This window comes from Rhodobacter capsulatus (genome assembly GCF_052363185.1).
In the GTDB taxonomy this organism is placed as follows: domain Bacteria; phylum Pseudomonadota; class Alphaproteobacteria; order Rhodobacterales; family Rhodobacteraceae; genus Rhodobacter; species Rhodobacter capsulatus_E.
Map to the genome: position 1 here is coordinate 1,051,439 of NZ_CP198955.1, position 22,804 is coordinate 1,074,242.

General features: G+C 66.9%; 21 protein-coding genes and 1 pseudogene. 16 read left to right on the forward strand and 6 right to left on the reverse strand.

All coding sequences use genetic code 11. From position 1 onward, the window contains the following. Positions 1-7: 7 nt before the first annotated feature. The 3 genes from ACTTAG_RS05360 to ACTTAG_RS05370 all read right to left on the reverse strand — a co-directional run bounded on the left by ACTTAG_RS05360 (position 8) and on the right by ACTTAG_RS05370 (position 3,703). A complete protein-coding gene (locus tag ACTTAG_RS05360) occupies positions 8-709 on the reverse strand; it encodes a hypothetical protein (RefSeq protein WP_444464503.1) in 702 nt (233 codons plus the stop codon). A 128-nt stretch (positions 710-837) separates the two neighbouring features. Further along, the gene (locus ACTTAG_RS05365; RefSeq protein WP_444464504.1) at positions 838-1,743 is read right to left on the reverse strand and encodes a 5-bromo-4-chloroindolyl phosphate hydrolysis family protein; all 906 of its coding nucleotides are present in this window, start codon (positions 1,741-1,743) and stop codon (positions 838-840) included. A gap of 157 nt (positions 1,744-1,900) precedes the next feature. Further along, complete coding sequence (locus ACTTAG_RS05370) at positions 1,901-3,703, reverse strand: pseudouridine synthase (protein ID WP_444464505.1); 1,803 nt, start codon at positions 3,701-3,703, stop codon at positions 1,901-1,903. 119 nt (positions 3,704-3,822) lie between these two features. Between ACTTAG_RS05370 and ACTTAG_RS05375 the strand changes: the two genes are divergently transcribed. From ACTTAG_RS05375 to ACTTAG_RS05385, 3 genes are all read left to right on the forward strand, one after another. Beyond that, positions 3,823-4,272: a nucleoside deaminase gene (locus tag ACTTAG_RS05375; RefSeq protein WP_444464506.1), complete on the forward strand. Its 450-nt coding sequence runs from the start codon at positions 3,823-3,825 to the stop codon at positions 4,270-4,272. A 411-nt stretch (positions 4,273-4,683) separates the two neighbouring features. Then, the gene (nudC, locus tag ACTTAG_RS05380) at positions 4,684-5,643 is read left to right on the forward strand and encodes an NAD(+) diphosphatase (protein WP_444464507.1); all 960 of its coding nucleotides are present in this window, start codon (positions 4,684-4,686) and stop codon (positions 5,641-5,643) included. Positions 5,644-5,709: 66 nt separating this feature from the next. Next, positions 5,710-6,168: an SRPBCC family protein gene (locus tag ACTTAG_RS05385; RefSeq protein WP_444464508.1), complete on the forward strand. Its 459-nt coding sequence runs from the start codon at positions 5,710-5,712 to the stop codon at positions 6,166-6,168. 179 nt (positions 6,169-6,347) lie between these two features. Here the strand turns inward: ACTTAG_RS05385 and ACTTAG_RS05390 are convergent, their stop codons facing one another. Then, complete coding sequence (locus ACTTAG_RS05390; protein ID WP_444464509.1) at positions 6,348-7,187, reverse strand: prephenate dehydratase; 840 nt, start codon at positions 7,185-7,187, stop codon at positions 6,348-6,350. A gap of 198 nt (positions 7,188-7,385) precedes the next feature. Between ACTTAG_RS05390 and ACTTAG_RS05395 the strand changes: the two genes are divergently transcribed. From ACTTAG_RS05395 to ACTTAG_RS05420, 6 genes are all read left to right on the forward strand, one after another. Then, the gene (locus ACTTAG_RS05395) at positions 7,386-7,982 is read left to right on the forward strand and encodes a c-type cytochrome (protein ID WP_444464510.1); all 597 of its coding nucleotides are present in this window, start codon (positions 7,386-7,388) and stop codon (positions 7,980-7,982) included. Between the two features lie 124 nt (positions 7,983-8,106). Further along, entirely contained in the window at positions 8,107-9,999 is a 1,893-nt protein-coding gene (locus ACTTAG_RS05400; protein WP_444464511.1) for an extracellular solute-binding protein, read from the forward strand. Positions 10,000-10,046: 47 nt separating this feature from the next. Then, positions 10,047-11,198 (forward strand): microcin C ABC transporter permease YejB, encoded by a 1,152-nt coding sequence (locus tag ACTTAG_RS05405; protein ID WP_444464512.1) that lies wholly within the window; start codon positions 10,047-10,049, stop codon positions 11,196-11,198. Beyond that, positions 11,198-12,304: an ABC transporter permease gene (locus ACTTAG_RS05410; RefSeq protein WP_444464513.1), complete on the forward strand. Its 1,107-nt coding sequence runs from the start codon at positions 11,198-11,200 to the stop codon at positions 12,302-12,304. Before ACTTAG_RS05405 ends, ACTTAG_RS05410 begins: the two co-directional genes overlap by 1 nt. Further along, entirely contained in the window at positions 12,301-13,893 is a 1,593-nt protein-coding gene (locus tag ACTTAG_RS05415) for an ABC transporter ATP-binding protein (RefSeq protein WP_444464514.1), read from the forward strand. Before ACTTAG_RS05410 ends, ACTTAG_RS05415 begins: the two co-directional genes overlap by 4 nt. After that, a complete protein-coding gene (locus ACTTAG_RS05420; RefSeq protein ID WP_444464515.1) occupies positions 13,890-15,116 on the forward strand; it encodes a glycosyltransferase in 1,227 nt (408 codons plus the stop codon). Before ACTTAG_RS05415 ends, ACTTAG_RS05420 begins: the two co-directional genes overlap by 4 nt. On the opposite strand, the gene ACTTAG_RS05425 is transcribed toward ACTTAG_RS05420, so the two are convergent. Next, positions 15,117-16,025 carry a LysR substrate-binding domain-containing protein gene (locus ACTTAG_RS05425; RefSeq protein ID WP_444464516.1) on the reverse strand — a complete coding sequence of 303 codons (909 nt, stop codon included), beginning with the start codon at positions 16,023-16,025 and terminating at the stop codon, positions 15,117-15,119. Between the two features lie 126 nt (positions 16,026-16,151). On the opposite strand from ACTTAG_RS05425, the pseudogene ACTTAG_RS05430 reads away from it, so the two are divergent. The 3 genes and pseudogenes from ACTTAG_RS05430 to ygiD form a co-directional block, all read left to right on the forward strand. Next, a pseudogene (locus ACTTAG_RS05430) lies at positions 16,152-16,235 on the forward strand (hypothetical protein); the annotation flags it as partial. 106 nt (positions 16,236-16,341) lie between these two features. Further along, on the forward strand, positions 16,342-16,725 hold the full coding sequence (locus tag ACTTAG_RS05435) for a DoxX family protein (RefSeq protein WP_444465201.1): 384 nt from the start codon (positions 16,342-16,344) through the stop codon (positions 16,723-16,725). Next, the gene (ygiD, locus tag ACTTAG_RS05440; protein WP_444465202.1) at positions 16,632-17,462 is read left to right on the forward strand and encodes a 4,5-DOPA dioxygenase extradiol; all 831 of its coding nucleotides are present in this window, start codon (positions 16,632-16,634) and stop codon (positions 17,460-17,462) included. The genes ACTTAG_RS05435 and ygiD overlap by 94 nt, the downstream gene beginning before the upstream one ends. A gap of 3 nt (positions 17,463-17,465) precedes the next feature. On the opposite strand, the gene ACTTAG_RS05445 is transcribed toward ygiD, so the two are convergent. Continuing rightward, positions 17,466-18,395 carry an L-lactate dehydrogenase gene (locus ACTTAG_RS05445; RefSeq protein WP_444464517.1) on the reverse strand — a complete coding sequence of 310 codons (930 nt, stop codon included), beginning with the start codon at positions 18,393-18,395 and terminating at the stop codon, positions 17,466-17,468. A 273-nt stretch (positions 18,396-18,668) separates the two neighbouring features. Between ACTTAG_RS05445 and ACTTAG_RS05450 the strand changes: the two genes are divergently transcribed. The 4 genes from ACTTAG_RS05450 to ACTTAG_RS05465 are packed head-to-tail and all read left to right on the forward strand — an operon-like array spanning position 18,669 to position 22,620. Continuing rightward, positions 18,669-19,838, forward strand: coding sequence for a peptidoglycan glycosyltransferase FtsW (locus ACTTAG_RS05450; protein WP_444464518.1), 1,170 nt, complete (start codon positions 18,669-18,671; stop codon positions 19,836-19,838). A gap of 11 nt (positions 19,839-19,849) precedes the next feature. Continuing rightward, the gene (locus ACTTAG_RS05455; protein ID WP_444464519.1) at positions 19,850-20,953 is read left to right on the forward strand and encodes a UDP-N-acetylglucosamine--N-acetylmuramyl-(pentapeptide) pyrophosphoryl-undecaprenol N-acetylglucosamine transferase; all 1,104 of its coding nucleotides are present in this window, start codon (positions 19,850-19,852) and stop codon (positions 20,951-20,953) included. Beyond that, a complete protein-coding gene (gene murC, locus ACTTAG_RS05460; protein WP_444464520.1) occupies positions 20,950-22,356 on the forward strand; it encodes a UDP-N-acetylmuramate--L-alanine ligase in 1,407 nt (468 codons plus the stop codon). The genes ACTTAG_RS05455 and murC overlap by 4 nt, the downstream gene beginning before the upstream one ends. A 24-nt stretch (positions 22,357-22,380) precedes the next feature. After that, a complete protein-coding gene (locus ACTTAG_RS05465) occupies positions 22,381-22,620 on the forward strand; it encodes a DUF2484 family protein (protein ID WP_444464521.1) in 240 nt (79 codons plus the stop codon). Positions 22,621-22,804: the final 184 nt, after the last annotated feature.

Below are 22,804 nucleotides of genomic sequence, written 5' to 3' on the forward strand. Positions count from 1 at the left end.
GGCGGTTTCAGGCCGGATCGACCTCGCCCCCGATCTGCACCCCACGCCTTGCGCCCTTGACCCGGGCCCGCAGCGCAATCAGGCAATCCAGCGTCTCGCCCGTGATTTTTTCGAGCGTATCCGCATAGCTGCCAAAGGCATATTCCTTCGTCGTCTCGGGAAGGACAACCGAAAGTTTACGGGTCGCGGTCTCGATCTGCACAAGCGCGCCGATCAGGCCGGTTTCGGCGTCGCGCCGCGTTTCGGCGGGGCGCGTTCGCAGATCGTGCAGCAGACGCAGCTGCGCGGCGCGGCATTCGGCGAAGACCGGCAGCAGCTCGGGGGCAAGACGGCGCAGCTGCCGGTGCACCTCGGTCATCCGCAGCTTCACCATCTCGGCCAGATCGCCCCCGTCCGCCAGCTGCTTGGCCGGGGCAAGCGGCTCTGGCGGCCGGTCCGGGGCCTTGGGCGCCGGGCGCAGCGCCGAAGCGCGGATCGACAGCCCGACGGCCAGCGCATGGGCACGGCTGACCAGCGGGCGGTGAAAGACCACCGCGGCCAGCGCCAGCGGGGTCAGACAGGCCGCGGCGGCGCCGTGCAGCAACGTCCAGACCGCCTCGGGCGGGGGCGGGGCGGCGGCCAGGGCGGCCTCGGCGGGCAGGGCCAGCGGCGGCGCCAGGCCCAGGGCCGCGGCGACGAACAGGCTTGGCGGCGGTGCAGTCGGGATCATGGGACACCTTTGGCTCATGTGCCGAACCTTGTTCCGCCATGCGGCCGATTTGTGGCCATGCCGCGGTTTTCGCTTGGAAATTGGGCGGTGGTCGCGGAACGCCCCGTTTCCGCTTCGGCAACGATGGCCTAATCGGCGCGGGGCGCGCTCACGCCGTCGCGGGCGAGCCGCTCGCGCAGCACCTCGATCTCGATCTCCAGCCCCTCGCGGCCGCCCTCCTGCAGCGCGCGGGTGCGGGCGGTGAAATGCGCTTCCAGATCGTCGAGCAGCGCTTCGAAATCGGCCCGGGCCCCGGCGTCGCGGCTGCCCACCCAGAGATCGGCGAATTTCACCCCGGCGTCGCGGGCGCCCTGCAGATAGATGGTCATGTAACGCCGCGCCGCGGTCAGATCGGCCGGGTCGTCCTCGACGGCGCGGAACAGGCCGCGGGCAGAGCTGGCAAAGGCCGCGGTCCGGGCGGTCAGCCGGGCGTCGTCGATCCGCGCGATGGCCTCGCGCAGGGCGGTCAGGTGCTTTTCGCCCTCGGCCACCACCTTGGCGACGCGGTCTTGCTGAAACGGGTCGATCCCCGCCATGCCCTTGTCGCGCATCGGATCGAGGCCAAAGGCGATCAGTCCCAGCGCGACGCCCACCGCCGCCACCAGCCCCGCGCCGATCGGGCCAAGCTCTGGCGCCTGCGCGCCAAGGGCCAGCCCCGCGCCCAGAACGACCGCGCCCAGAGCCTTGCGCGGCACGGCGGGGCGGCGGGCGGTCTTGCGCGCCTCCCAAGCCGCTTCGGCCTTCAGGCCTTCACGAAACAGGAAGGCGGCAAGGCCCAGCGTGGCAAAGGCGCCAAGATTGCGGGCCAGAGCGATGGGGCCATCCCCGAAAGCATTGAACAGAAAGGGGAAAGCCGCCGCGGCCAGCCAGACCGGGCGGCCCGCAAGGCGGTGACGCGGCGCGGCCTCGGGCAGGCGGTCGGGGGCGACGCCGGGAAAGCCCTTGGCGGGGTCCCCCGGCCGGGGCGAATATTTGCCGCCGAAACGCTGCGCCATCTCAGACCGTGCCTTTCAGCGCGACCGAGAAGATCAGCGCCAGAAGCAGTCCGAAAGCGATGGTTTGAATGGTCTTGCGCGACATGGGCCCTCCGCCGGTTGCCGGTTGCGCTCAAGGTAGGCGCAACCGGGCCGGGTTTGAAGAGGGCGCGCGGGATCAGCCGCGTTTCGGGCCGGGCTTGCCGCCGAAGGGGCGCTTGTCGCCGCCCGAGTGGCTCTTGAACCCTTCCGAGCGCGGTTTGCCGCCCGGTTTCCCGCCGCCGTGGCTTTTGAAGCCCTCGGATTTGAAGCCGGGCTTGCCGCCGCGCGGCCCGAAGGATTTGCCACCCTCGGCGCTCCGCGGCGCATAGGGCTTGCGGTCGCCATCCTCGCGCCGCGCATAGGGCTTCTTCTCGCCATCGCGCGGGGCATAGGGTTTGCGGTCGCCATCCTCGCGACGGGCGTAGGGTTTCTTCTCGCCATCGCGCGGCGCGTAGGGCTTGCGGTCGCCATCCTCGCGACGGGCGTAGGGTTTCTTCTCGCCATCGCGCGGCGCGTAGGGCTTGCGGTCGCCATCCTCGCGACGGGCGTAGGGCTTCTTCTCGCCATCGCGCGGAGCGTAGGGCTTGCGGTCGCCATCTTCGCGCCGGGCATAGGGCTTCTTCTCGCCATCGCGGGGCGCATAGGGTTTGCGGTCGCCATCCTCGCGGCGGGCGTAGGGCTTGCGGTCGCCATCCTCACGACGCGCATAGGGCTTCTTCTCGCCATCGCGCGGGGCGTAGGGCTTGCGGTCGCCGTCTTCGCGCCGGGCATAGGGCTTCTTCTCGCCGTCGCGGGGCGCATAGGGCTTGCGGTCGCCATCTTCGCGCCGCGCATAGGGCTTCTTCTCGCCATCACGCGGACCAAAGGACTTGCGGTCGCCGTCTTCGCGACGCGCCGCGAAAGGCTTGCGATCCCCGTCGTCCCTGCGGGCAAAGGGCTTGCGCTCGCCATCCTCGCGGCGGGCGAAGGGTTTCTTCTCGCCGTCCTCGCGATGCGATTTCATCCCGAAGGCGCGCGGCTTGCGGTCGCCCTCGGCGCCGGCGAAATCGCGCTGACGGCCAAAGCCCTTGCCCTCGCCGCGCGGGGCACGCTCTTCGCCCTCGGGGCGCGGTTTGCGCCCGCCGGGCTTCGGCGCCATCCGTTCCGACCGCGGCGGCTTGCCATCCTCGATCCCCGACAAGAGCCGGTCGCCCAGCTGATCGCGCAGCATCTTGCGCTTCACCTCGACCACGGCGCCCGGTTCCATGTCATTGAGCCGGAACGGCCCATAGCTGACCCGGATCAGCCGGTTCACCGTCAGACCGACCTCGCCCATGGCGCGGCGGATCTCGCGGTTCTTGCCCTCGCGGATGCCGACGGTCAGCCAGGCATTCGCGCCCTGCTGCCGGTCAAGGCTCACTTCCATCGGCTGGAAATCCTCGCCGTCAATGGTGATGCCGCGGCGCAGGGGATCAAAGGTCTCGGTCGTCGGACGGCCGTTCACCCGCACGCGATATTTGCGCAGCCAGCCGGTTTCCGGCAGCTCAAGCCGCCGCTTCAGCCCGCCGTCGTTGGTCAGCAGCAGCAGGCCTTCGGAATTGAGGTCAAGCCGGCCGACATTCAGCACCCGCGGCATTTCCTCGGGCATCTCGTCAAAAATCGTGCGCCGGCCCTGTTCGTCCTTCTCGGTCGTCACCAGGCCAAGCGGCTTGTAATACAGCCACAGCCGGGTTTCCTGCGGCGCGTCGATCGGCTTGCCGTCGATCACCACCTTGTCCGTGGGTTTCACATCGAGCGCCGGGCTCTCGACCTTCTTGCCGTTCACCGTCACCCGGCCCGCAAGGATCATCTTTTCCGCATCGCGGCGCGAGGCAACGCCCGAGCGCGCAATCACCTTGGCGATGCGTTCGGCCGTCGTGGCAGTCAGACTCCGGGCGGGGGTTTCATTCGTTTCGTTCATGACCGATCCTTCAGGGGAAGGGGGCGCGCGACCATCGCGGGCGAAGGGGCCTTCCTACACCTGTCGCGCCGGTTTGGAAAGCGGCTTGATCGGGCAAGGTTTGCGGGCGATGAAAGGCGATGCAGTTCAAAAGCCACATGCAGGCCGCCCTGGCCGAGGCCGAGGCCGCCGCCACCCGCGGCGAGGTGCCGGTGGGCGCGGTGATCGTCGCCCCCGACGGCCGGGTGATTGCCCGGGCGGGCAACCGCACGCGCGAGCTGAACGACCCGACGGCCCATGCGGAAATCCTTGCGATTCGGGCGGCTTGCGCGGCTTTGGGGACCGAGCGGCTGGTGGGGCACGACCTTTATGTCACGCTCGAACCCTGTCCGATGTGCGCGGCGGCGCTGGCATCGGCGCGGATCGCGCGGCTTTATTACGGTGCGGGGGATCCGAAATCGGGCGGCGTCGCGCAGGGGCCGCGGATTTTCGCCCATCCGCAATGCCACCATGTCCCCGAGATCTATGACGGCATCGCCGCCGAACCTTCGGAACGGCTTCTGAAGGAATTTTTCGCGGCGCGGCGCTGAACTCCGCTTGCCCTGACCGGGACGATTCGTCGGGGCGACGCGGCCGGGAGGAGGAGAGCCACGCCGCCCCAAGGCCGCCTCGCGCGGCCGGATCGGTCTGCACCCTTGCGGTGCGTCTTCAGATTTGCACCTTTGCGGTGCGGGTCCCCTGTCGGACTTTCTTCTTTCTTTCCTCGACCTTGCCGCGTCGCGGCGGAAACGGGAACCGGTTTTCGCCGCGATCCGGGGCCGAAACCGGAACTGGACGAAATGCAGCCGCGGTTTGCCGCCCCCTGCCTGATTTTTGCGCGCAACAGCAATGAACGGGCCATCTGCGGGCGGCAAAAGCGGGGGCGGCGCACTGGCCAACGGCGTGCCGCCATGCCAGAACCGCGGCAGGGTGGCGCAAGAGGGCAGCGCGAAAGGGCGGACATGGGCGGATCGCAGGACGGGCTGGGCTTCATCGGGCCCGAGGATGGCAGCGGCCTTGACCGGGCGGCGGCGCTGCGTGCCGATCCCGACCATGTTGCCCGCTGTGCCGCCGATCCCGGCGCCCGGTTCATCGTCTTTTCGCGCGGTCAGGTGCTGAGCGCCCCCGCGACGGTCCCTTTGACGGCCCCCGCCGATCCGCTGACCGGGGCGGGGCTGGCCAGCCTTGGCCCCGATCACCCGCTTTGCGCCACGGCCCCCGGCGCGCCGATCTTTCTGGGGCTGATCGGCGCCCGCCCGATCCTGGCGCTCGATCTGCCCGAGATCGCCCCCGAAACCTTGCCCGAGGGCGCCGAACTGGCCGATCTGCGCGCGCTCTTGCCGCGGCTGGATCCGCGCGCCTCGGAACTGGCCGCCACCGCGCGCGGGCTTTTTGTCTGGCACCAGACGCACGGGTTCTGCGCCGCCTGCGGGCAGCCGACGCGGATCACCCATGCGGGCTGGCAGCGGCTTTGCCCGGGCTGCGGCGCGGTGCATTTCCCGCGCACCGATCCGGTGGTGATCATGCGCATCACCCGCGAGGGTCAGGTGCTTCTGGCCCGCAGCCCGGGCTGGCCCGAGGGGCTGCATTCCTGCCCGGCGGGCTTCATGGAACCGGGCGAGACCCCGGCCGCGGCGGTCCGACGCGAGGTGTTCGAGGAAACCGGCATCCGGGTCGGCGCGGTGCGGTTTCTGGCGGCGCAACCCTGGCCCTTTCCGGCCTCGCTGATGCTGGGCTGCGCGGGGGTGGCCGAGACCGAGAGGATCACCCTCGATCCGGTGGAGATCGAGGCGGCGCTCTGGGTCGACCGGGCCCGTCTGGCGGCGATCCTGGCCGGGGCCGATCCCGAGATCCGGCCGCCGCGGCCCGGCACTGTTGCACGCTGGATGCTGTCGGACTGGCTTGCGGGCCCGGCCGATTGACATCTGCGCGGCCTTCGGGCGAAGGGAGTTGCCGTGGCCGCAGCGGTCACGACACAGGAGGCAGGCATGAAATTCAGCAACCGCGTCGACGTGGCCGTGCCCGCCGACAAGCTTTTCGAACGGCTTACCGACATTCCCGCGCTGGAAAACGCCGCGTTCAAGAAGGGCGTGGAAATGCGCCGGCTCGATTCGCTGGAACAGAAGGGCGCGGGCATGTCCTGGGACGTGGGCTTCCGGCTGCGTGGCAAGCCGCGGCAGATGATCGTCGATGTCACCCGCTACGAGGCGCCGCTGCGGATCGACTACAGCGGCACCTCGGCGGGATTCGAGGTGACGCTGGTGCTGGAATTCACCGCGCTTGCGCCGCGCCGCAGCCGGATGGCGACCGTGCTGGAAATCAAGCCGCGCACGCTGGGCGGGCGGCTTTTGCTGCAATCGGCGCGGCTTGGCCGGGCCAATCTGAACCGCCGCTATGACGAGCGGATCAAGAGCTTCCTGCGCGATCTGGAAAACCGCCACGCCTGAGCGGGCGGGGCAGGGGGGCTGCGCGCCCCTCTTGGCCTGCGGCCAATTCACCCCCGCGGCGTATTTTGCCAAGGAAAACGTGGTGTTTTTTCTTGGAGAAAATACGCCGGGGGGAGTCCGAAGGACGGGGGGCAAGGCCCCCCTTTTTCAGTCCTGCCCCGTCTTATTCCTGCCCCGTCTTATTCCTGACGGCGCGGATCGGCCGGATAGGTGCCCAGAATGTGCAGATACGAGGTGAAATAACGCAGCTCGTCCAGCGCAAGCCGGACGTTTTCATCCTCGGGGTGGCCCTCGATATCGGCGTAGAATTGCGTCGCGGTGAAAGAGCCGTCGAGCATGTAGCTTTCCAGCTTCGTCATGTTCACGCCATTCGTGGCAAAGCCGCCCATCGCCTTGTAAAGCGCGGCCGGGATGTTGCGCACTTCAAAGACGAAGGTGGTCATCATCCGTTCGGCGCGGCGGCGGTCGTCGGGGTCGCGGCCCATGACCAGAAAGCGGGTGGTGTTGTGGCCGTGATCCTCGATGTCGCGGGCGAGCACTTCGAGCCCGTAGATCGACGCGGCAAGCTCCGAGGCCAGAACCCCCTCGCCCGGGGTGCGGGACTGGGCCAGTTCGGCCGCGGCCCCCGCGCTGTCGGCGGCGGCATGGCCGGCGATGCCGTGTTCGCGCAGGAACCGCGCCGATTGCGGCAACAGCACCAGATGCGCCCGCACATGTTTGATCTCGCTCAGCTTCGTGCCCGGCAGGCTCATCAGCGCGATGCGCACGCGCAGGAAATGCTCATCCAGGATATGCAGACCCGATTCCGGCAGCAGACGGTGAATGTCGGCGACGCGGCCATAGGTCGAATTTTCCACCGGCAGCATCGCCAGCTCCGCCCGGCCCTCGCGCACGGCCTCGATCACGTCCTCGAAGGTGGCGCAGGGCAGCGGTGTCAGTCCCGGCCGCGCCACATTCGCTGCCTCATGCGAATAGGAGCCCAATTCGCCCTGAAAGGCGATCACGCCGTTTCCTGCCATCTTCCCGCCTCCGGTGTTCGATCCGGCCCCTTGATGTCGCAAAGACCGGGCCAAGAAAAGCGCCGATATGCCGTCAAGGCCCTGATCCGCGCCTTTTTATCGCGGCCCAAACCCAAATTCGCGCGCGAATGAACCTTGAAATGTGCAAGGCGAAGCGCGTAGATGCGCCAACCGCAGATGCCAACCGCCGGGGGAGCCATGCTCGTCAAGACGCACATCACGAAGATTGGGGTCACGCTTTTCGCCGTGGCCCTGTTCTACGGGTTCATCTACATGCTTTCCAACTCGCTCTTTGCGACGCGGCCGGCCACCGCCGTCGCGGTCGGTGCGGACGGGAAGGCGCTGCTGCCCTCGGTCGACGAGGCGGCCATGCCCGCCAAGGCGCCCGTCGCCGCCGCGGCGGCCCCCGCGGCCGAAGCCGCCGCCCCGGCCGAGCCCGAGGCGCCGCCCGCCCCCGCCTATGTCGAGGTCGATCCGGCGATGATCACCGGCGACGCGAAAGCCGGCGAAGAAAAGTTCAACAAGACCTGCAAGGCCTGCCACAAGATTGATGGCAAGAACGCCGTCGGCCCGCATCTGAACGGGGTGATCGGCCGCGCCACCGCCACCGTCGAAGGCTTCAAATATTCGACCGCGATGAAGAACCATGGCGGCAACTGGACGCCGGATCGTCTGGACATCTATCTGGTCAGCCCGAAGGCCGAAGTGCCCGGCACCAAGATGTCCTTCGCCGGTCTGCCCGAAGCTGCCGACCGCGCCAATGTCATCGCCTATCTGAACTCGCTGCCGCGCTGAGCGTTGCAGACCGCATCGAAGGGCCGTGCCGCAGGGCGCGGCCCTTTCATTTTGCGCTCTCACATCTTTGCAACTTGCCCCGGCGCGGCCTTCGCCCTTTAGTGGGGCAAAAGGGGAGAGAACCATGGCGAAAGCGGCGGTGCAGGTGGTGGTGCGGGATCGGCGAGCGGCGATGGGGCGCGCCCTTGCGGGCGGGCTTCTTGCGATGCTTCTGGCAACGGGTTTGGCGGGGCCGTTGCGCGCCGGGGACACGATCACCGCTGCGGCCATCGCCACCCTTGGCACGGTGAAATATCCGCCCGATTTCAAGCATCTGGACTATGTGAACCCGGAGGCGCCGAAGGGCGGCGAGATTTCGGAATGGACCGGCTACGGCTTTGACAATTTCAACCCCTACACGATCGAGGGGCGGGCGGCGCCGCTCGCCTCGGCGCCGCAGGAAAGCATGCTGACCGGCACCTCGGACACGGTTGGGGAGGCCTATTGTCTGCTGTGCGAAAGTTTCGAATACCCGCCCTCGCGCGATTGGGTGATCTTCACCCTGCGCGAGGGGGTGACCTTTTCCGACGGCACGCCGATGACGATCGAGGATGTGCTGTTTTCCTATGAAACCATGCGCGACAAGGGCTTGTCGAGCTTCCGCGCGGTCGTGGCGCAGCAGATCGCCGCGGTCGAGGTGCTGGACGCGCGCCGGATCAAATTCACCTTCAAGCCCGATTACCTGCGTCGCGACATCATCCAGTCGGCGGGCGGGTTCCCGGTGTTTTCCCGGGCGCAGTTCGAACGCGACAAGATCGACCTGGCCAAGCCCGTGCCGGTGGCGCTGATCGGCTCGGGGCCCTACATGCTGGACAGCGTCAAGATGGGCCAGACCGTGGTCTGGAAGCGCAACCCCGCCTATTGGGGGGAAAAGCTGCCGATCAATGTCGGGCGCAACAATTTCGACCGCATCCGGGTCGAATATTACGGCGATTACCAATCCGCCTTCGAGGGGTTCAAGGCGGGCAGCTACACCTTCCGCAACGAGGCGAGCTCGATCATCTGGTCGACGCAATATGATTTTCCCGCGCTCAAGGCCGGGCATGTGGTCAAGGCGCAGCTGCATGATGGCAGCGTGGCAAGCGGGCAGGGCTGGGCGATCAACCTGCGCCGCGAAAAGTTTCAGGACATCCGCGTGCGCCAGGCGCTGGGGCTGATGTTCAACTTCGACTGGTCGAACGAGACGCTGTTTTACGGGCTTTATGCGCGGATCAATTCGCCTTGGGAAAACTCGGATCTGGCGGCCTCGGGCCCGCCCTCGGCGGAGGAGCTGGCGCTGCTTTCGCCGCTCGCCAAGGATCTGCCCGAAGGCGTGCTGACCGAACCGGCGGTGCTGGCGCCGGTCTCGGGCAAGCGCCAGCTGGACCGGGCGAACATGCGCAAGGCGGCGGCGCTGCTGGATGCGGCGGGCTGGGTCGTGGGCGCGGACGGGATGCGGCGCAATCCGAAGGGCGATCTTCTGCATGTCGAATTCATCAACGACAGCCAGACCTTTGATCGGGTGATCAATCCTTATGTGGAAAACCTGCGCGCTCTGGGGGTGGATGCGGTGCATTTGCGCGTCGATGATGCGCAGCATCAGGAACGCAAGGCCCGGCATGATTTCGACCTGATCACCGGCCATTTCGGCCAGGATCTGCTGCCCGGCGCCGATCTGCAGCAATATTTCGGCTCGGCTGCGACCGGGGATGCCTTCAACCTGGCGGGCATTGCCAATCCGGCCATCGACACGCTGATCCGCAAGGTCGAGGAAGCGACGAGCCGGGAAGAGCTGATCCCCCGCGTCCATGCGCTGGATCGGGTGCTTCGGGCGCTTCATTTCTGGGTGCCGCAATGGTTCAAGGACAGCCACACCGTCGCTTATTACGACATCTACGAGCACCCCGAGACGCTGCCGCCCTATGCGCTGGGCGAGCTGGACTTCTGGTGGTATAACGCCGAGAAGGCTGCAAAACTGAAAGCGGCAGGGGCACTTTAAGGCTTCAGGCCCGCCAGAATGTTGCAAAAGTGCAAGGCAAGGGAACGATGGGCGCCTATATCCTGCGGCGGTTGATGCTGGTTTTGCCGACGCTGTTCGGCATCATGCTGATCAATTTCGCGCTGACGCAATTCGTGCCGGGCGGGCCGATCGAAAGCATCATCGCCCGGGTGCAGGGCGAGTCCGATGCGACGCGCAACCTGACCGGCGGCGCCGACGCGGGGCAGGGCCAATCGGCCGAGGACATGGGCTATCAGGGCGCGCGGGGGATTTCCCCCGACCTGCTGGCGCAGCTTGAAGTGCAGATGGGCTTTTCGCGCATCACCTGCGCCGAGGGTTTCACCGGGGAGCCGAACTTGAAAGACCCGGCCTGCACGCGCGAAAAGATCCCGGCGCATGAGCGCTTTTTCAAGATGATGGGCGATTACCTCGTCTTCGATTTCGGCGAAAGTTTCTTCAAGAACAAGTCGGTGGTCGATCTGGTGATCGAAAAACTGCCGGTCTCGATCTCGCTGGGCCTGTGGTCCACGCTTCTGGCCTATCTGATCTCGATCCCGCTGGGCATCCGCAAGGCGGTGAAGGACGGCACCAGCTTCGACACCTGGACCTCGGCCGCGATCATCGTCGCCTATGCCATTCCGACGCTTGTGTTTTCCGTTCTGCTGATGGTGCTCTTCGCGGGCGGCAGCTACTGGAAGATCTTCCCCCTGCGCGGGCTGACCTCCGATGATTTCGACACGCTTTCGATGGGGGGGAAGGTGCTCGATTACCTCTGGCACATCTGCCTGCCCACCATTGCGATCACGCTTTCCAGCTTCGTCACGCTGACGCTTTTGACGAAGAACTCCTTCCTCGACGAGATCAACAAGCAATATGTGATGACCGCCCGCGCCAAGGGGCTGACCGAATCCCGCGTGCTTTACGGCCATGTCTTCCGCAACGCCATGCTGATCGTCATCGCCGGGTTTCCCGGCCTCTTCCTGTCGGTCCTCTTCTCCGGCTCGCTGATCATCGAGACGATGTTCTCGCTCGACGGGCTGGGCCTTCTGGGCTATCAGGCCGCGGTCGAGCGCGACTATCCCGTTGTTTTCGGATCGCTTTATGCCTTCGGGCTGATTTCGCTGGTGATCGGCATCGTCTCGGACATCACCTATACCCTTGTCGATCCGCGCATCGACTTCGAGCGGAGGGCCGGTTGATGGCTTTGTCGCCCCTTGCCCAGCGTCGGCTTCGCAACTTCCGCGCCAATCGCCGCGCCTTCTGGTCGCTGATCGTCTTTTCGACGCTGTTCATCCTGTCGCTTTTTGCGGAACTGATCGCCAATGATCACCCGATCATGGTGCGCTACCGCGGCGAATTCTTCTTTCCGGTCTATCAGTTCTACCCCGAAACCGCCTTTGGCGGCGATTTCCGCACCGAAGCGATCTACACCGACCCCGCCGTGCAATGCCTGATCGTCACCGGCGGGCGGCAAGAATGCTGGGATACCCCCGAGGAGACGCGCAAGGAAGCCGAGACCACCGGCACCGTCGCGGGCGAAGCCATTGAAAAGGGCTGGATGATCTGGCCGGTCATTCCCTATCACTACCGCACCATCAACGATGTCGGCACCGCGCCCTCGGCCCCCGACCGGAACCACTGGCTGGGCACCGACGACACCGCCCGCGACGTGGCGGCGCGGGTGATCTATGGCTTCCGCATCTCGGTCGCCTTCGCGCTGATCGTCGCCTCGGTCTCCTCGGTTCTGGGCATCGCGGCGGGGGCGGTGCAGGGCTACTTCGGCGGCAAGGTCGATCTGATCTTCCAGCGGCTTCTGGAAATCTGGTCCTCCACCCCGTCGCTTTACGTCATCATCATCCTGTTTGCGATCCTTGGCCGCAGCTTCTGGCTGCTCGTCGGCGTCACGATCCTGTTCGGCTGGCCCGCCCTGACCGGCGTTGTCCGGGCCGAGTTCCTGCGCGCGCGCAATTTCGAATATGTCCGCGCCGCCCGGGCCTTGGGGGTTTCTGATCGCGTCATCATGGTCCGCCACATCCTGCCGAATGCGATGGTCGCCACCATCACCATGCTGCCTTTCGTCATCACCGGGGCGATCTCGGGCCTCGCCACGCTGGATTACCTTGGCTACGGGCTGCCATCGTCCGCGCCCTCGCTTGGGGAACTGGCGCTGCAGGCGAAACAGCATCTGCAGGCGCCCTGGCTTGCTTTCACCGCCTTTGTCACCTTCGCCACCATGCTCTCGCTGCTGGTCTTCGTGTTCGAGGGCCTGCGCGACGCCTTTGACCCGCGCAAGGTGTTCAAATGACTGCCGTTCTGTCCGTCGAAAATCTGCGCGTGAGCTTCCGTCAGGAGGGCCGAGAGATCCCCGCCGTCAAGGGCGTCAGCTTCACCGTGGCCAAGGGCGAAACGGTGGCGCTGGTGGGCGAATCCGGTTCGGGCAAGTCGGTCACGGCGCTGTCCACGGTGGCGCTGCTGGGGGGCAATGCGCGGGTTCAGGGCTCGGTCAAATATCTGGGCCGCGAGATGGTGGGCGCCGATGAGCCCACCCTGCGCGACGTGCGCGGCAATGACATCAGCTTCATCTTTCAAGAGCCGATGACCTCGCTCAACCCTTTGCATTCGATCGAAAAACAGATCGGCGAAAGTCTGGCGCTGCATCAGGGGCTGACCGGCGCCCCGGCGCGGGCGCGGATTGTCGAATTGCTGACCCGGGTGGGCATTGCGGCCCCCGAAAGCCGTCTGGCCGACCTGCCGCATCAGCTTTCGGGCGGGCAGCGGCAGCGGGTGATGATCGCGATGGCGCTGGCGAACGGGCCGGAGCTCCTGGTGGCGGATGAGCCCACCACCGCGCTGGATGTGACGATTCAGGCGCAGATCCTGGAGCTTCTGGCGGAACTGAAACGCGATCTGGGCATGAGCCTTCTGTTCATCAGCCACGATCTGGGCGTCGTGCGCCGCATCGCCGACAAGGTCTGCGTGATGAGCCAGGGCGAGATCGTCGAACAGGGCCCGACCGAAGCGATTTTCGCCAATCCGCAGCACCCCTATACGAAGAAGCTGCTGGCGGCCGAACCTGTGGGCCGGGCCGAGCCGGTGCCCGAGCAGGCCGAACCGCTGCTGCAGGCCGAGGGGCTGAAGGTCTGGTTTCCGATCAAGCGCGGGCTCTTGCGCCGCACCGTCGGCCATGTGAAGGCGGTGAACGACGCAAGCCTGTCGGTGCGGGCGGGGGAAACCCTTGGCATCGTGGGGGAATCCGGTTCGGGCAAGACGACGCTGGCGCTTGCCCTGATGCGGCTCATTGAAAGCGAGGGCCCGATCACCTTTGCCGGGCAGGAGATTTCGCGCTGGCAATCGAAACAGCTGCGTCCGCTGCGCCGCGACATGCAGATCGTGTTTCAGGACCCGTTCGGCAGCCTGTCGCCGCGCATGACGATCGAACAGATCATCGCCGAGGGGCTGACCGTGCATGGGGTCGAACCAGGCCGCAACCGGCGCGAGATGGTGGCCGAGATCATGGCCGAAGTCGGGCTCGATCCGGCGGCGATGGCGCGCTATCCGCATGAATTTTCCGGCGGGCAGCGCCAGCGCATCGCGATTGCCCGGGCGATGATCCTGCGCCCGCGGGTGGTGGTGCTGGATGAGCCCACCTCGGCGCTGGACATGACGGTGCAGGTGCAGATCGTCGATCTCTTGCGCGATCTGCAGCGCCGCTACGGGCTCGCCTATCTGTTCATCAGCCACGATCTGCGCGTGGTGCGGGCGATGGCCCACAAGATCATGGTGATGAAGGCGGGCGATATCGTCGAAGCCGGACCCGCCGCACAGATTTTCGAACGCCCCGTTACCGATTATACCCGCGCGCTGATCGCCGCGGCTTTGGGAAAACCCGCATGAAAATCCTTTTCGTCCATCAGAATTTCCCCGGACAATTCCCCCATCTGGCCCCCGCGCTGGCGGCCCGCGGCCATGAGGTTCTGGCGCTGACCGCCGAAACGAACAACCGCCCCTCGCCGGTGAAAGTGGTGAAATACCGCAAGCCCGCCGAGGTGAAACTGGAGCCGCGGTTGACGAAAATGTATGCCGATGTCTGCGAGCGGGGCATGCGCGCGGCCTTTGCGGCGCGGCAGTTGCGCGACCAGCACGGCTATGTGCCCGACGTGATCTTCGGCCATCCGGGCTGGGGCGAGACGCTTTTCCTGCGCGAGGTCTGGCCCGAGGCGAAGCTGCTCGTCTATGCCGAGCTGATGTACAAGACCACCGGGCTGGATACCGATTTCGACCCGGAATTCGCCAAGCCCGGTCTGGAAAGCCGGATTTCCACCACCGCACGCTCGGCGCATCTGATCCAGTCGATCGTGCAGGCCGATGCGGCGCTCTCGCCCACGGAATTTCAGGCCTCGACCTTTCCGCCCGAATTGCGCGCCAAGATCACCATCTGCCATGACGGGGTGAACACGGCGCGGCTGACGCCCAACCCCGCGGCCAGCTATACCGTGCCGGGCACCAGCCTGACCCTGCGCCCGGGCGACGAGGTGGTGACCTTCATCAACCGCTCGCTTGAACCCTATCGCGGCTATCACAGCTTCATGCGCGCCCTGCCCGAGGTGCTGGCGGCGCGGCCCGCGGCGCAGGTGCTGATCATCGGCGAAGAGGGGCAAAGCTATGGCGCCGCCCCGCCCGAGGGGTCGTGGAAGCAGAAGTTTCTGGATGAGGTCAAGGATCGGCTGGATCTGGGCCGGGTGCATTTTCTGGGGCGGGTGCCCTATGCCGATTTCGTGTCGATCATGCAGATCGGCCGGGTTCATGCCTATCTGACCTATCCTTTCGTGCTCAGCTGGTCCTTGATGGAGGCGATGTCGGTGGGGGCGATGGTGGTGGGGTCGGATACCGCGCCCCTGCGCGAGGTGATTTCCGATGGCGTGAACGGGCGGCTGGTCGATTTCTTCGACATCAAGGGCTGGTCGGCGGCGCTGACCGATGCGCTGGCCCGTCCCGAAGCCTATCAGGAGATGCGCGAACGCGCCCGGGCCTCGGTGGTGGCGAAATACGATCTGGAAAGCCATTGCCTGCCGCAGCTGATCCGCTTTGTCGAAACCGCGGGCGGCACTTTGGGCTGATCAGCCCGGGGCATGCAGCACGCCCGCCTGTCGGATGTCCTCGGCGGCGAAGTCGATCAGCGCCCGCACCTTGCGCGGCAGCACCCGGCCTTCCAGATAGACGGCGCTGACCGGGCTGGGCGCGCTGGCAAAGCCGGTCAGGATCGGCACCAGCGCCCCGTTGGCCAGCGCCGCGCTCAGCGCGAAATAGGGCGCATGGGCGATGCCCAGACCCGCCACCGCCAGTTCCGAGGCCGCCCGCGCCGAATTGACGTGAAAGCGGCCCTGCACGGTCACGACATGTTCGGCCGTTCCGGCGTGAAACAGCCAGCGGCGCGGGTTTTGCCGGTTGGTATCGACGATGCAGCCGTGCTGCGCCAGATCCTCGGGCCGCTCGGGCGTGCCATGGGCGGCCAGATAGGCGGGGCTGGCCACCGTGATCGACCGGCTTTCGCCCAGCCGCCGCGCCTTCAGCGACAGCATCTCGGACCGGCCGATGCGAAAGGCCAGGTCGATCCCCTCGCGCGCCAGATCGGCAAAACTGTCGCTCAGCCGCAGATCGAAGCTCAGCCCCGGATGGGCGGCGGCAAAGCGTGCGAGCATCCCGCCCAGATAGATCTCGCCCAAAGTCACCGGCGCCGAAAGGCGGATCAGCCCCGAAAGCCCGCGCGAGCCCTCGGCCACCCCGGCCAGAAGATCATCGAGATCATCGAGCAGCGCCGGGGCCCGGGCCAGCAGATCCTCGCCCGCCGGCGTCAGCCCGACGCGCCTTGTGGTGCGCTGCAAGAGCCGCACACCCAGCCGCGCCTCCAGCTCCGCCACATATTTCGAGGTCAGCCGGTTCGACACCCCCAGCTGGTCGGCCGCGGCGGTGAAAGACCCGGTCTGCGCCGTGGCGACAAAGGCGCGCAATTCCTCGGTGATGTCCATCCGGCCCCCATTTGGAACAGATCAAGGATAGTCATTCCGGATGTTCGCTATTTTGTGGAGGATGCGCAAGGCGTATTCCGGCTGCAGCAAGGCCGCGTCGGGCGGCCCCGAACAGGAGTTTTCCAGATGACCACGACCCCCGCCGCCGATTACGCCGCCACGCTGTTGCGCCTCACCTCGGGTGTGACCTTTCTGGCCCATGGGCTGCTCAAGCTGACCGTCTTCACCATTCCGGGCACGGTGGGCTATTTCGAAAGCCTTCGGCCTGCCGGGCGTCTTCGCCTATCTGACGATCGCCGCCGAACTTGGCGGCGGGCTGGCGCTGATCCTCGGCGTCGCGACCCGGGCGGTGGCGCTGGCGCTGATCCCGGTGCTTCTGGGCGCGACCTGGGTGCATGCGGGCAATGGCTGGCTCTTCTCGGGCACGGGCGGCGGCTGGGAATTCCCGCTCTTCTGGGCGATCATCCAGCTGGTGATCGCGCTGCTGGGGGGCCGGGGCCTTTGCGCTGCGCCTGCCGGGGCTGGAACGCCGCCTTGGCATCTTCGCCTGACCGCCTCTCACCGCCCGCGGCGCCAACCCGCGGGCGGTCCGCCAAGGAGAAAGCCATGCCCCCCGTTCAAACCCTCTCGGCCCTGCGGGACCGTTTCGCGCCCTCGGACCGGATGCCGCTCGTCTTTCTGGGCCACGGCAGCCCGATGAACGCGATCGAGGATACGGCCAACAGCCGCGCCTGGACCGCGCTTGGCCGCAGCCTGCCGCGGCCAAAGGCGATCCTTGTCGTCTCGGCGCATTGGATGACGCGGGGCACGACGCTCGTCGATGTCTCGGCGCTGCCGCGCACGATCCATGATTTCTACGGCTTCCCGCAGGCGCTTTTCGATCAGCGCTATCCGGCCCCGGGCGCTCCGGCGCTGGCGCGCGAGGTGGTCTCGCTTCTGGCCAGCCACCGCGCCGAGGGCGATGACAGTTGGGGGCTGGATCACGGCGCCTGGACGGTGCTGAAATACCTTTACCCCGAGGCCGATGTGCCGGTGTTTCAGGTCTCGGTCGACATGGGCCGCGATCTGGCCCATCAGCTGGAGATCGGCCGGACGCTCTCCGAGCTGCGCAACCGCGGCGTGCTGATCCTCGGCTCGGGCAATGTGGTGCACAACCTGCGCGCGGTGACATGGGGTGATGACGCGAAACCCCTTGATTTCGCACAGGACTTCGATGCGCTCTTCACTGATCGCCTGCAAGGTCGCGATTTCGCTGCCCTTGCCGACCGCGCCGGGCTGGGGCCGCTGCTGCAGCAGGCCCATCCCAGCCTCGATCACTACCTGCCGACGCTGACCATCGCGGGCGCCTCGGATGCGGGGGACGATCTGACCTTCCTCACCGACACCATTGATCTCGGCTCGATCTCGATGCGCTCCTTTGTCTTTCATCCGCGCTAGGGGCTACCACAGCCCCTCGGCGCTTTCCTTCAGCACCTGGGCCGAACGGTGCAGCGCCGCCCATTCACCCGCGTCAAGCGAGGGGATCAGCGTCGAGACCACCCCGGCCGCGCCGATCACCCGCGGCAAAGACAGCGCCACATCGGCAATTCCCGCCACCTCGGGCGAGCGGATCGAGACCGACATCACCGCGCGCTGATCGTCGCGGATCGCCTGCACCAGCCGCGCCAGCCCCGCGCCGATGCCATACCAGGTCGCGCCCTTGCCCGCGATGATCCGATAAGCGGCCTGCCGCACGCCTGCGTCGATCCTTGCCCGCACCTCTTCGGTGATCGCCACGCCCAGCTGCGATGCAATCCGGTCCAAAGGCTCGGCGCCGACGCGGGCGCTGGACCAGGCCAGCACCTCGCTGTCGCCATGCTCGCCCAGAACGAAGCCATGCACCGAATGCGCGGCCACCCCCAGATGCCCGGCCAGAAGCGCGCGAAACCGCGCCGAATCAAGCAGTGTGCCGGTGCCGATCACCCGCTCGGCCGGCAGGCCAGAGGCCCGCTGCGCCACCTCGGTCATGATGTCGACGGGGTTCGAGGCGACGATCAGCAAAGCCCCGGGCGCCTGCGCGCGCACCTTCGCGATGACCTCGGAAAACACTTCGGCATTGCGGGACAAAAGGCTCAATCGGCTCTCGCCCGGCTTTTGCGCCACGCCTGCCGCCAGAATCACGATGCCCGCCCCCGCCAGCACCTCGTAATCGCCCGCGCCCAGCTTCACCGGATGCGCAAAGGGCACGGCATGGCCGATATCCTCGGCCTGCGCCTGCGCAAGCGCCGCATTGCGATCGACAAACACCACCTCGGACGCGCCGCCGCGCATCGCAATGGCAAATCCCGCCGCCGAGCCGACCATGCCCGCGCCCACGATTCCGACCTTCATCGCCCGACTCCCGTTTTGTGATGGCGCTACCATGGCACGCCCGCGCCCCCGCGCAACCCCGTTTCCGCCGCCCCGGTTTTCCTTGGCGCAAATACGCCCGGGGGGTGCGGGGGCGGAGCCCCCGCGGGTCGCCCCGGCCCTGCCGGGGCGAAAGCCCCCGCCCCTCCGGCCCGGCAAAAGCTCTGGTCAGAAGGGGCAACTTGGGCTAGAGTCGGCGCCAAGACCCGGCAATCGGGCGTTTCGGCAGATCCAGGCAAACGAGCGGCTTTCGCGATGACGGAAATGGTTTTCGGCACCGTCCCCTTGCGGGCGACGGATCCCGTGCTTCCACGCTGGTGGCGCACGATCGACAAATGGGCGCTGACCGCGGTCTTCGCGCTCTTTGGTGTCGGCATGCTTCTGGGTCTTGCGGCCTCGGTGCCGCTGGCCGAAAAGAACGGGCTTGAACCCTTCTATTACGTCAAGCGCCAGGCGCTGTTCGGCGGCGTCGGGCTTGCCGTGATGATCGCGCTGTCGATGATGAGCCCGCAGCAGGTCCGCCGCATCGGCGTCGTGGGCTTCGCGATGGCCTTTCTTACCCTGATGGCGCTGCCCGTCATCGGCACCGATTTCGGCAAGGGGGCGGTGCGCTGGATCTCGCTTGGCTTCGCCTCGCTGCAGCCTTCGGAATTCCTCAAGCCCGGCTTCGTCATCGTCTCGGCCTGGTTCATGGCCGCCGCGCTGGAAGTGGCGGGCCCGCCCGGGCGGCTATATTCCTTCATCCTCACCGCGCTGATCGTCGTCACGCTGGCGCTGCAGCCCGATTTCGGCCAGGCCTCGCTGATCCTCTTCTCCTGGATGGTGATGTATTTCGTCTCCGGGGCGCCGATCCTGCCGCTGGTCGCGGCGGGCGGGCTCTCCGCGGCGGGCGGCTTTCTGGCCTATAACATGTCCGAACACGTCGCGCGCCGGATCAACGGGTTCCTCTCGGCCGAGGTCGATCCGCGCACCCAGATCGGCTATGCCACCAACGCGATCCAGGAGGGCGGCTTCTTCGGCGTCGGCGTCGGCGAGGGCTCGGTGAAATGGTCGCTGCCCGACGCACATACCGATTTCATCGTCGCCGTCGCGGCCGAGGAATACGGCCTTGTTCTGGTTCTGGGCATCATCGCGCTTTATGCCGTCGTCGTGCTGCGCTCGCTCATCCGGATGATGGCCGAACGCGACCCCTTCGCGCGGATCGCGGGCACGGGCCTTGCCTTCGCCTTCGGCGTGCAGGCGTTGATCAACATGGGGGTTGCGGTGCGGCTTTTGCCCGCCAAGGGCATGACGCTGCCCTTTGTCAGCTATGGCGGCTCCTCGGTGATCGCCAGCGGTATCGCGCTTGGCTTCCTGCTCGCGCTCACCCGCACCCGGCCGCAAAACGAGATCGCCCGGATTCTCGGCAATCGTCCCGCCGCCTGAGGGAGGGTGACATGGATCACGCAAAACCGCCTCTGCTTCTGATCGCTGCCGGGGGGACCGGGGGGCATATGTTCCCGGCCCAGGCCTTGGCCGAGGCGATGGTCCGCCGCGGCTGGCGGGTGAAGCTTTCGACCGATGCCCGCGGCGCCCGTTACGCGGGCGCCTTTCCGGCGCAGGTGCCGGTGGAACAGGTGGCCTCGGCCACCTTTGCCCGTGGCGGCGTCTTGGCGAAACTCGCCGTGCCGTTCCGGCTTGCGGGCGGCATGCTCAGCGCGATCGCGCGCAATCTGCGCGACCGGCCCGCCGTGGTGATCGGCTTTGGCGGCTATCCGACGATCCCCGCGCTCGCCTCGGCGCTGCTTCTGGGCGTGCCGCGCGCGATCCACGAACAAAACGGCGTGATGGGCAAGGTCAACCGCGTCTTTGCCCGCCGCGTCCAGGCCTTTGCCTGCGGCACTTGGCCCACCGATCTGCCGCCCGGCGTGCAGGGCACCCATACCGGCAACCCGGTCCGCGCCGCCGTCGTCGAACGCGCCGGTGCCCCCTATATTCCGCCGGGCGATTATCCGATGTCGGTTCTGGTGATCGGCGGCTCGCAGGGGGCGCGGATCCTCTCGGACCTTGTCCCCGCCGCCTTTGCCGCGCTGCCCGAGCCCCTGCGCCGCCATCTGCGCATCGCCCATCAGGCCCGCCCCGAAGATGCCGCCCGCGTCACCGAAGCCTATGAACGCGCGGGGATCGACGCCGAGATCGCGCCCTTCTTCGCCGATGTCCCCCGCCGTCTGGCGGAATGCCAGCTGGTGATCTCGCGTTCGGGGGCCTCATCCGTCGCCGACATTTCGGTGATCGGGCGGCCCGCGATCCTTGTGCCCTATGCCGCCGCCACGGGCGATCACCAGACCGCCAATGCCCGCGGCCTGACCGATGCGGGCGCCGCCATCCTGATCCCTGAGACCGCCGCCTCGGTCGCCACGCTCTCCAGCCAGATCGCGCTTGTTCTGGACAATCCCGAAGGCGCGGTGCAAATGGCGCGGGCAGCGCTGGCCGAAGGCATCCCCGATGCCACGGCGCGGCTCGTGACCATCGTCGAAAAGCTTGCAGGACCCCGCCCATGAACGCGACCAAATTGCCCGGAGAGCTGGGCCCCATCCATTTTATCGGCATCGGCGGCATCGGCATGTCGGGCATTGCCGAAGTGCTGATGACGCAGGGCTTTTCGGTGCAGGGCTCGGATGCGAAGGCCAGCAAGATCACCGACCGGCTGGTGGAGCTGGGCGCGACCTTTTTCGAAGGTCAGCGCGCGTCGAACATCGGCGAGGCGGCCGTGGTGGTGATTTCCTCGGCGATCAAGTCGGGCAACCCCGAGCTTGAAGAAGCCCGCCGTCGGCATCTGCCCGTCGTGCGCCGCGCCGAGATGCTGGCCGAACTGATGCGGCTGCGCTCGAACATCGCCGTGGCGGGCACGCATGGGAAAACCACCACGACGACGATGGTGGCGACGTTGCTCGACAAGGGCGGCTTTGATCCGACCGTGATCAACGGCGGCATCATCCATGCCTACGGCTCGAACGCGCGGGCGGGGGCGGGCGAATGGATGGTGGTCGAGGCGGATGAAAGCGACGGCTCCTTCAACCGGCTGCCCGCGACGATCGCCATCGTGACCAATATCGACCCCGAGCACATGGAACACTGGGGCACGATCGAAAATCTGCGCCGGGGCTTTTACGATTTCGTCTCCGGCATCCCGTTCTACGGTCTGGCCGTGTGCTGCACCGACCACCCCGAGGTGCAGGCGCTGGTGGGCAAGATCACTGACCGCCGCGTCGTGACTTTCGGCTTCAACGCCCAGGCCGATGTGCGGGCGGTGAACCTGCGCTTTGAAAATGGCCGCAACTGCTTTGACATCCAGCTGCAGGCCGAAGGCGCGGTGATCGAGGGCTGCACCCTGCCGATGCCGGGCAATCACAACGTCTCGAACGCGCTCGCCGCCGTCGCCGTCGCCCGCCATCTGGGCATGAAGAAAGACGAGATCCGCGAGGCGCTGGCGAATTTCGCGGGCGTGAACCGGCGCTTCACCAAGGTGGGCGAGGTGCTGGGCGGCGTCACCGTGATCGACGATTACGGCCACCATCCGGTTGAAATCGCGGCCGTTCTGAAAGCGGCGCGGCAGGCGGTTTCCGCCACGCCCGGCGCGCGGGTGATCGCGGCGCATCAGCCGCACCGCTACACCCGGCTGCAGAACCTGTTCGATGATTTCTGCACCTGTTTCAACGAGGCCGATGTCGTCGCCATCGCCGATGTCTATGCGGCGGGCGAAGAACCGATCCCGGGTGCGTCGCGCGATGATCTGGTCTCGGGTCTGATCCGCCACGGCCACCGCCACGCCCGCGCGCTTCTGAACGACGAAGACCTGGCCCGGCTCGTCAGGGAACAGGCGCGGCCCGGCGATATCGTGGTTTGTCTGGGGGCGGGGACGATCTCGACCTGGGCGAACGGATTGCCCGCCAAACTCGGATAACGCCAGCACCATCGGAGGACAGCCATGACGCTTTCGCTTGCCACCGCTTGTCTCTGGGCGGTGATCGCCTCCCTCATCGCGCTTGGTCCGCGTCGGTTTCACTGGCCCGCCGCCTGGGCGCTGATCGCGGCGGGGGTGCCGATCCTGGGCTGGGTCACCTATGAAAACGGCCCGGTCTGGGGGCTTGCGGTGCTGGCGGGCGGGCTGAGCGTGCTGCGCTGGCCGGTGCGGCGGCTTTTCGCCGCGATGCATCGGCGCGACTGAGAGCGGGGCAGGGGGGCGCTGCCCCCCTCTTGGCCTCTCGGCCAATTCACCCCCCGGGATATTTGCACCAAGGTGAAAGCAGATCCCGGGTTCCCTTTCACCTTGGTCGAAATATCCCGGGGGGTGAGGCGCAGCCGAGGGGGGCAGCGCCCCCCCTTGCCCCATTGGGTTGCTCTCGCTATGG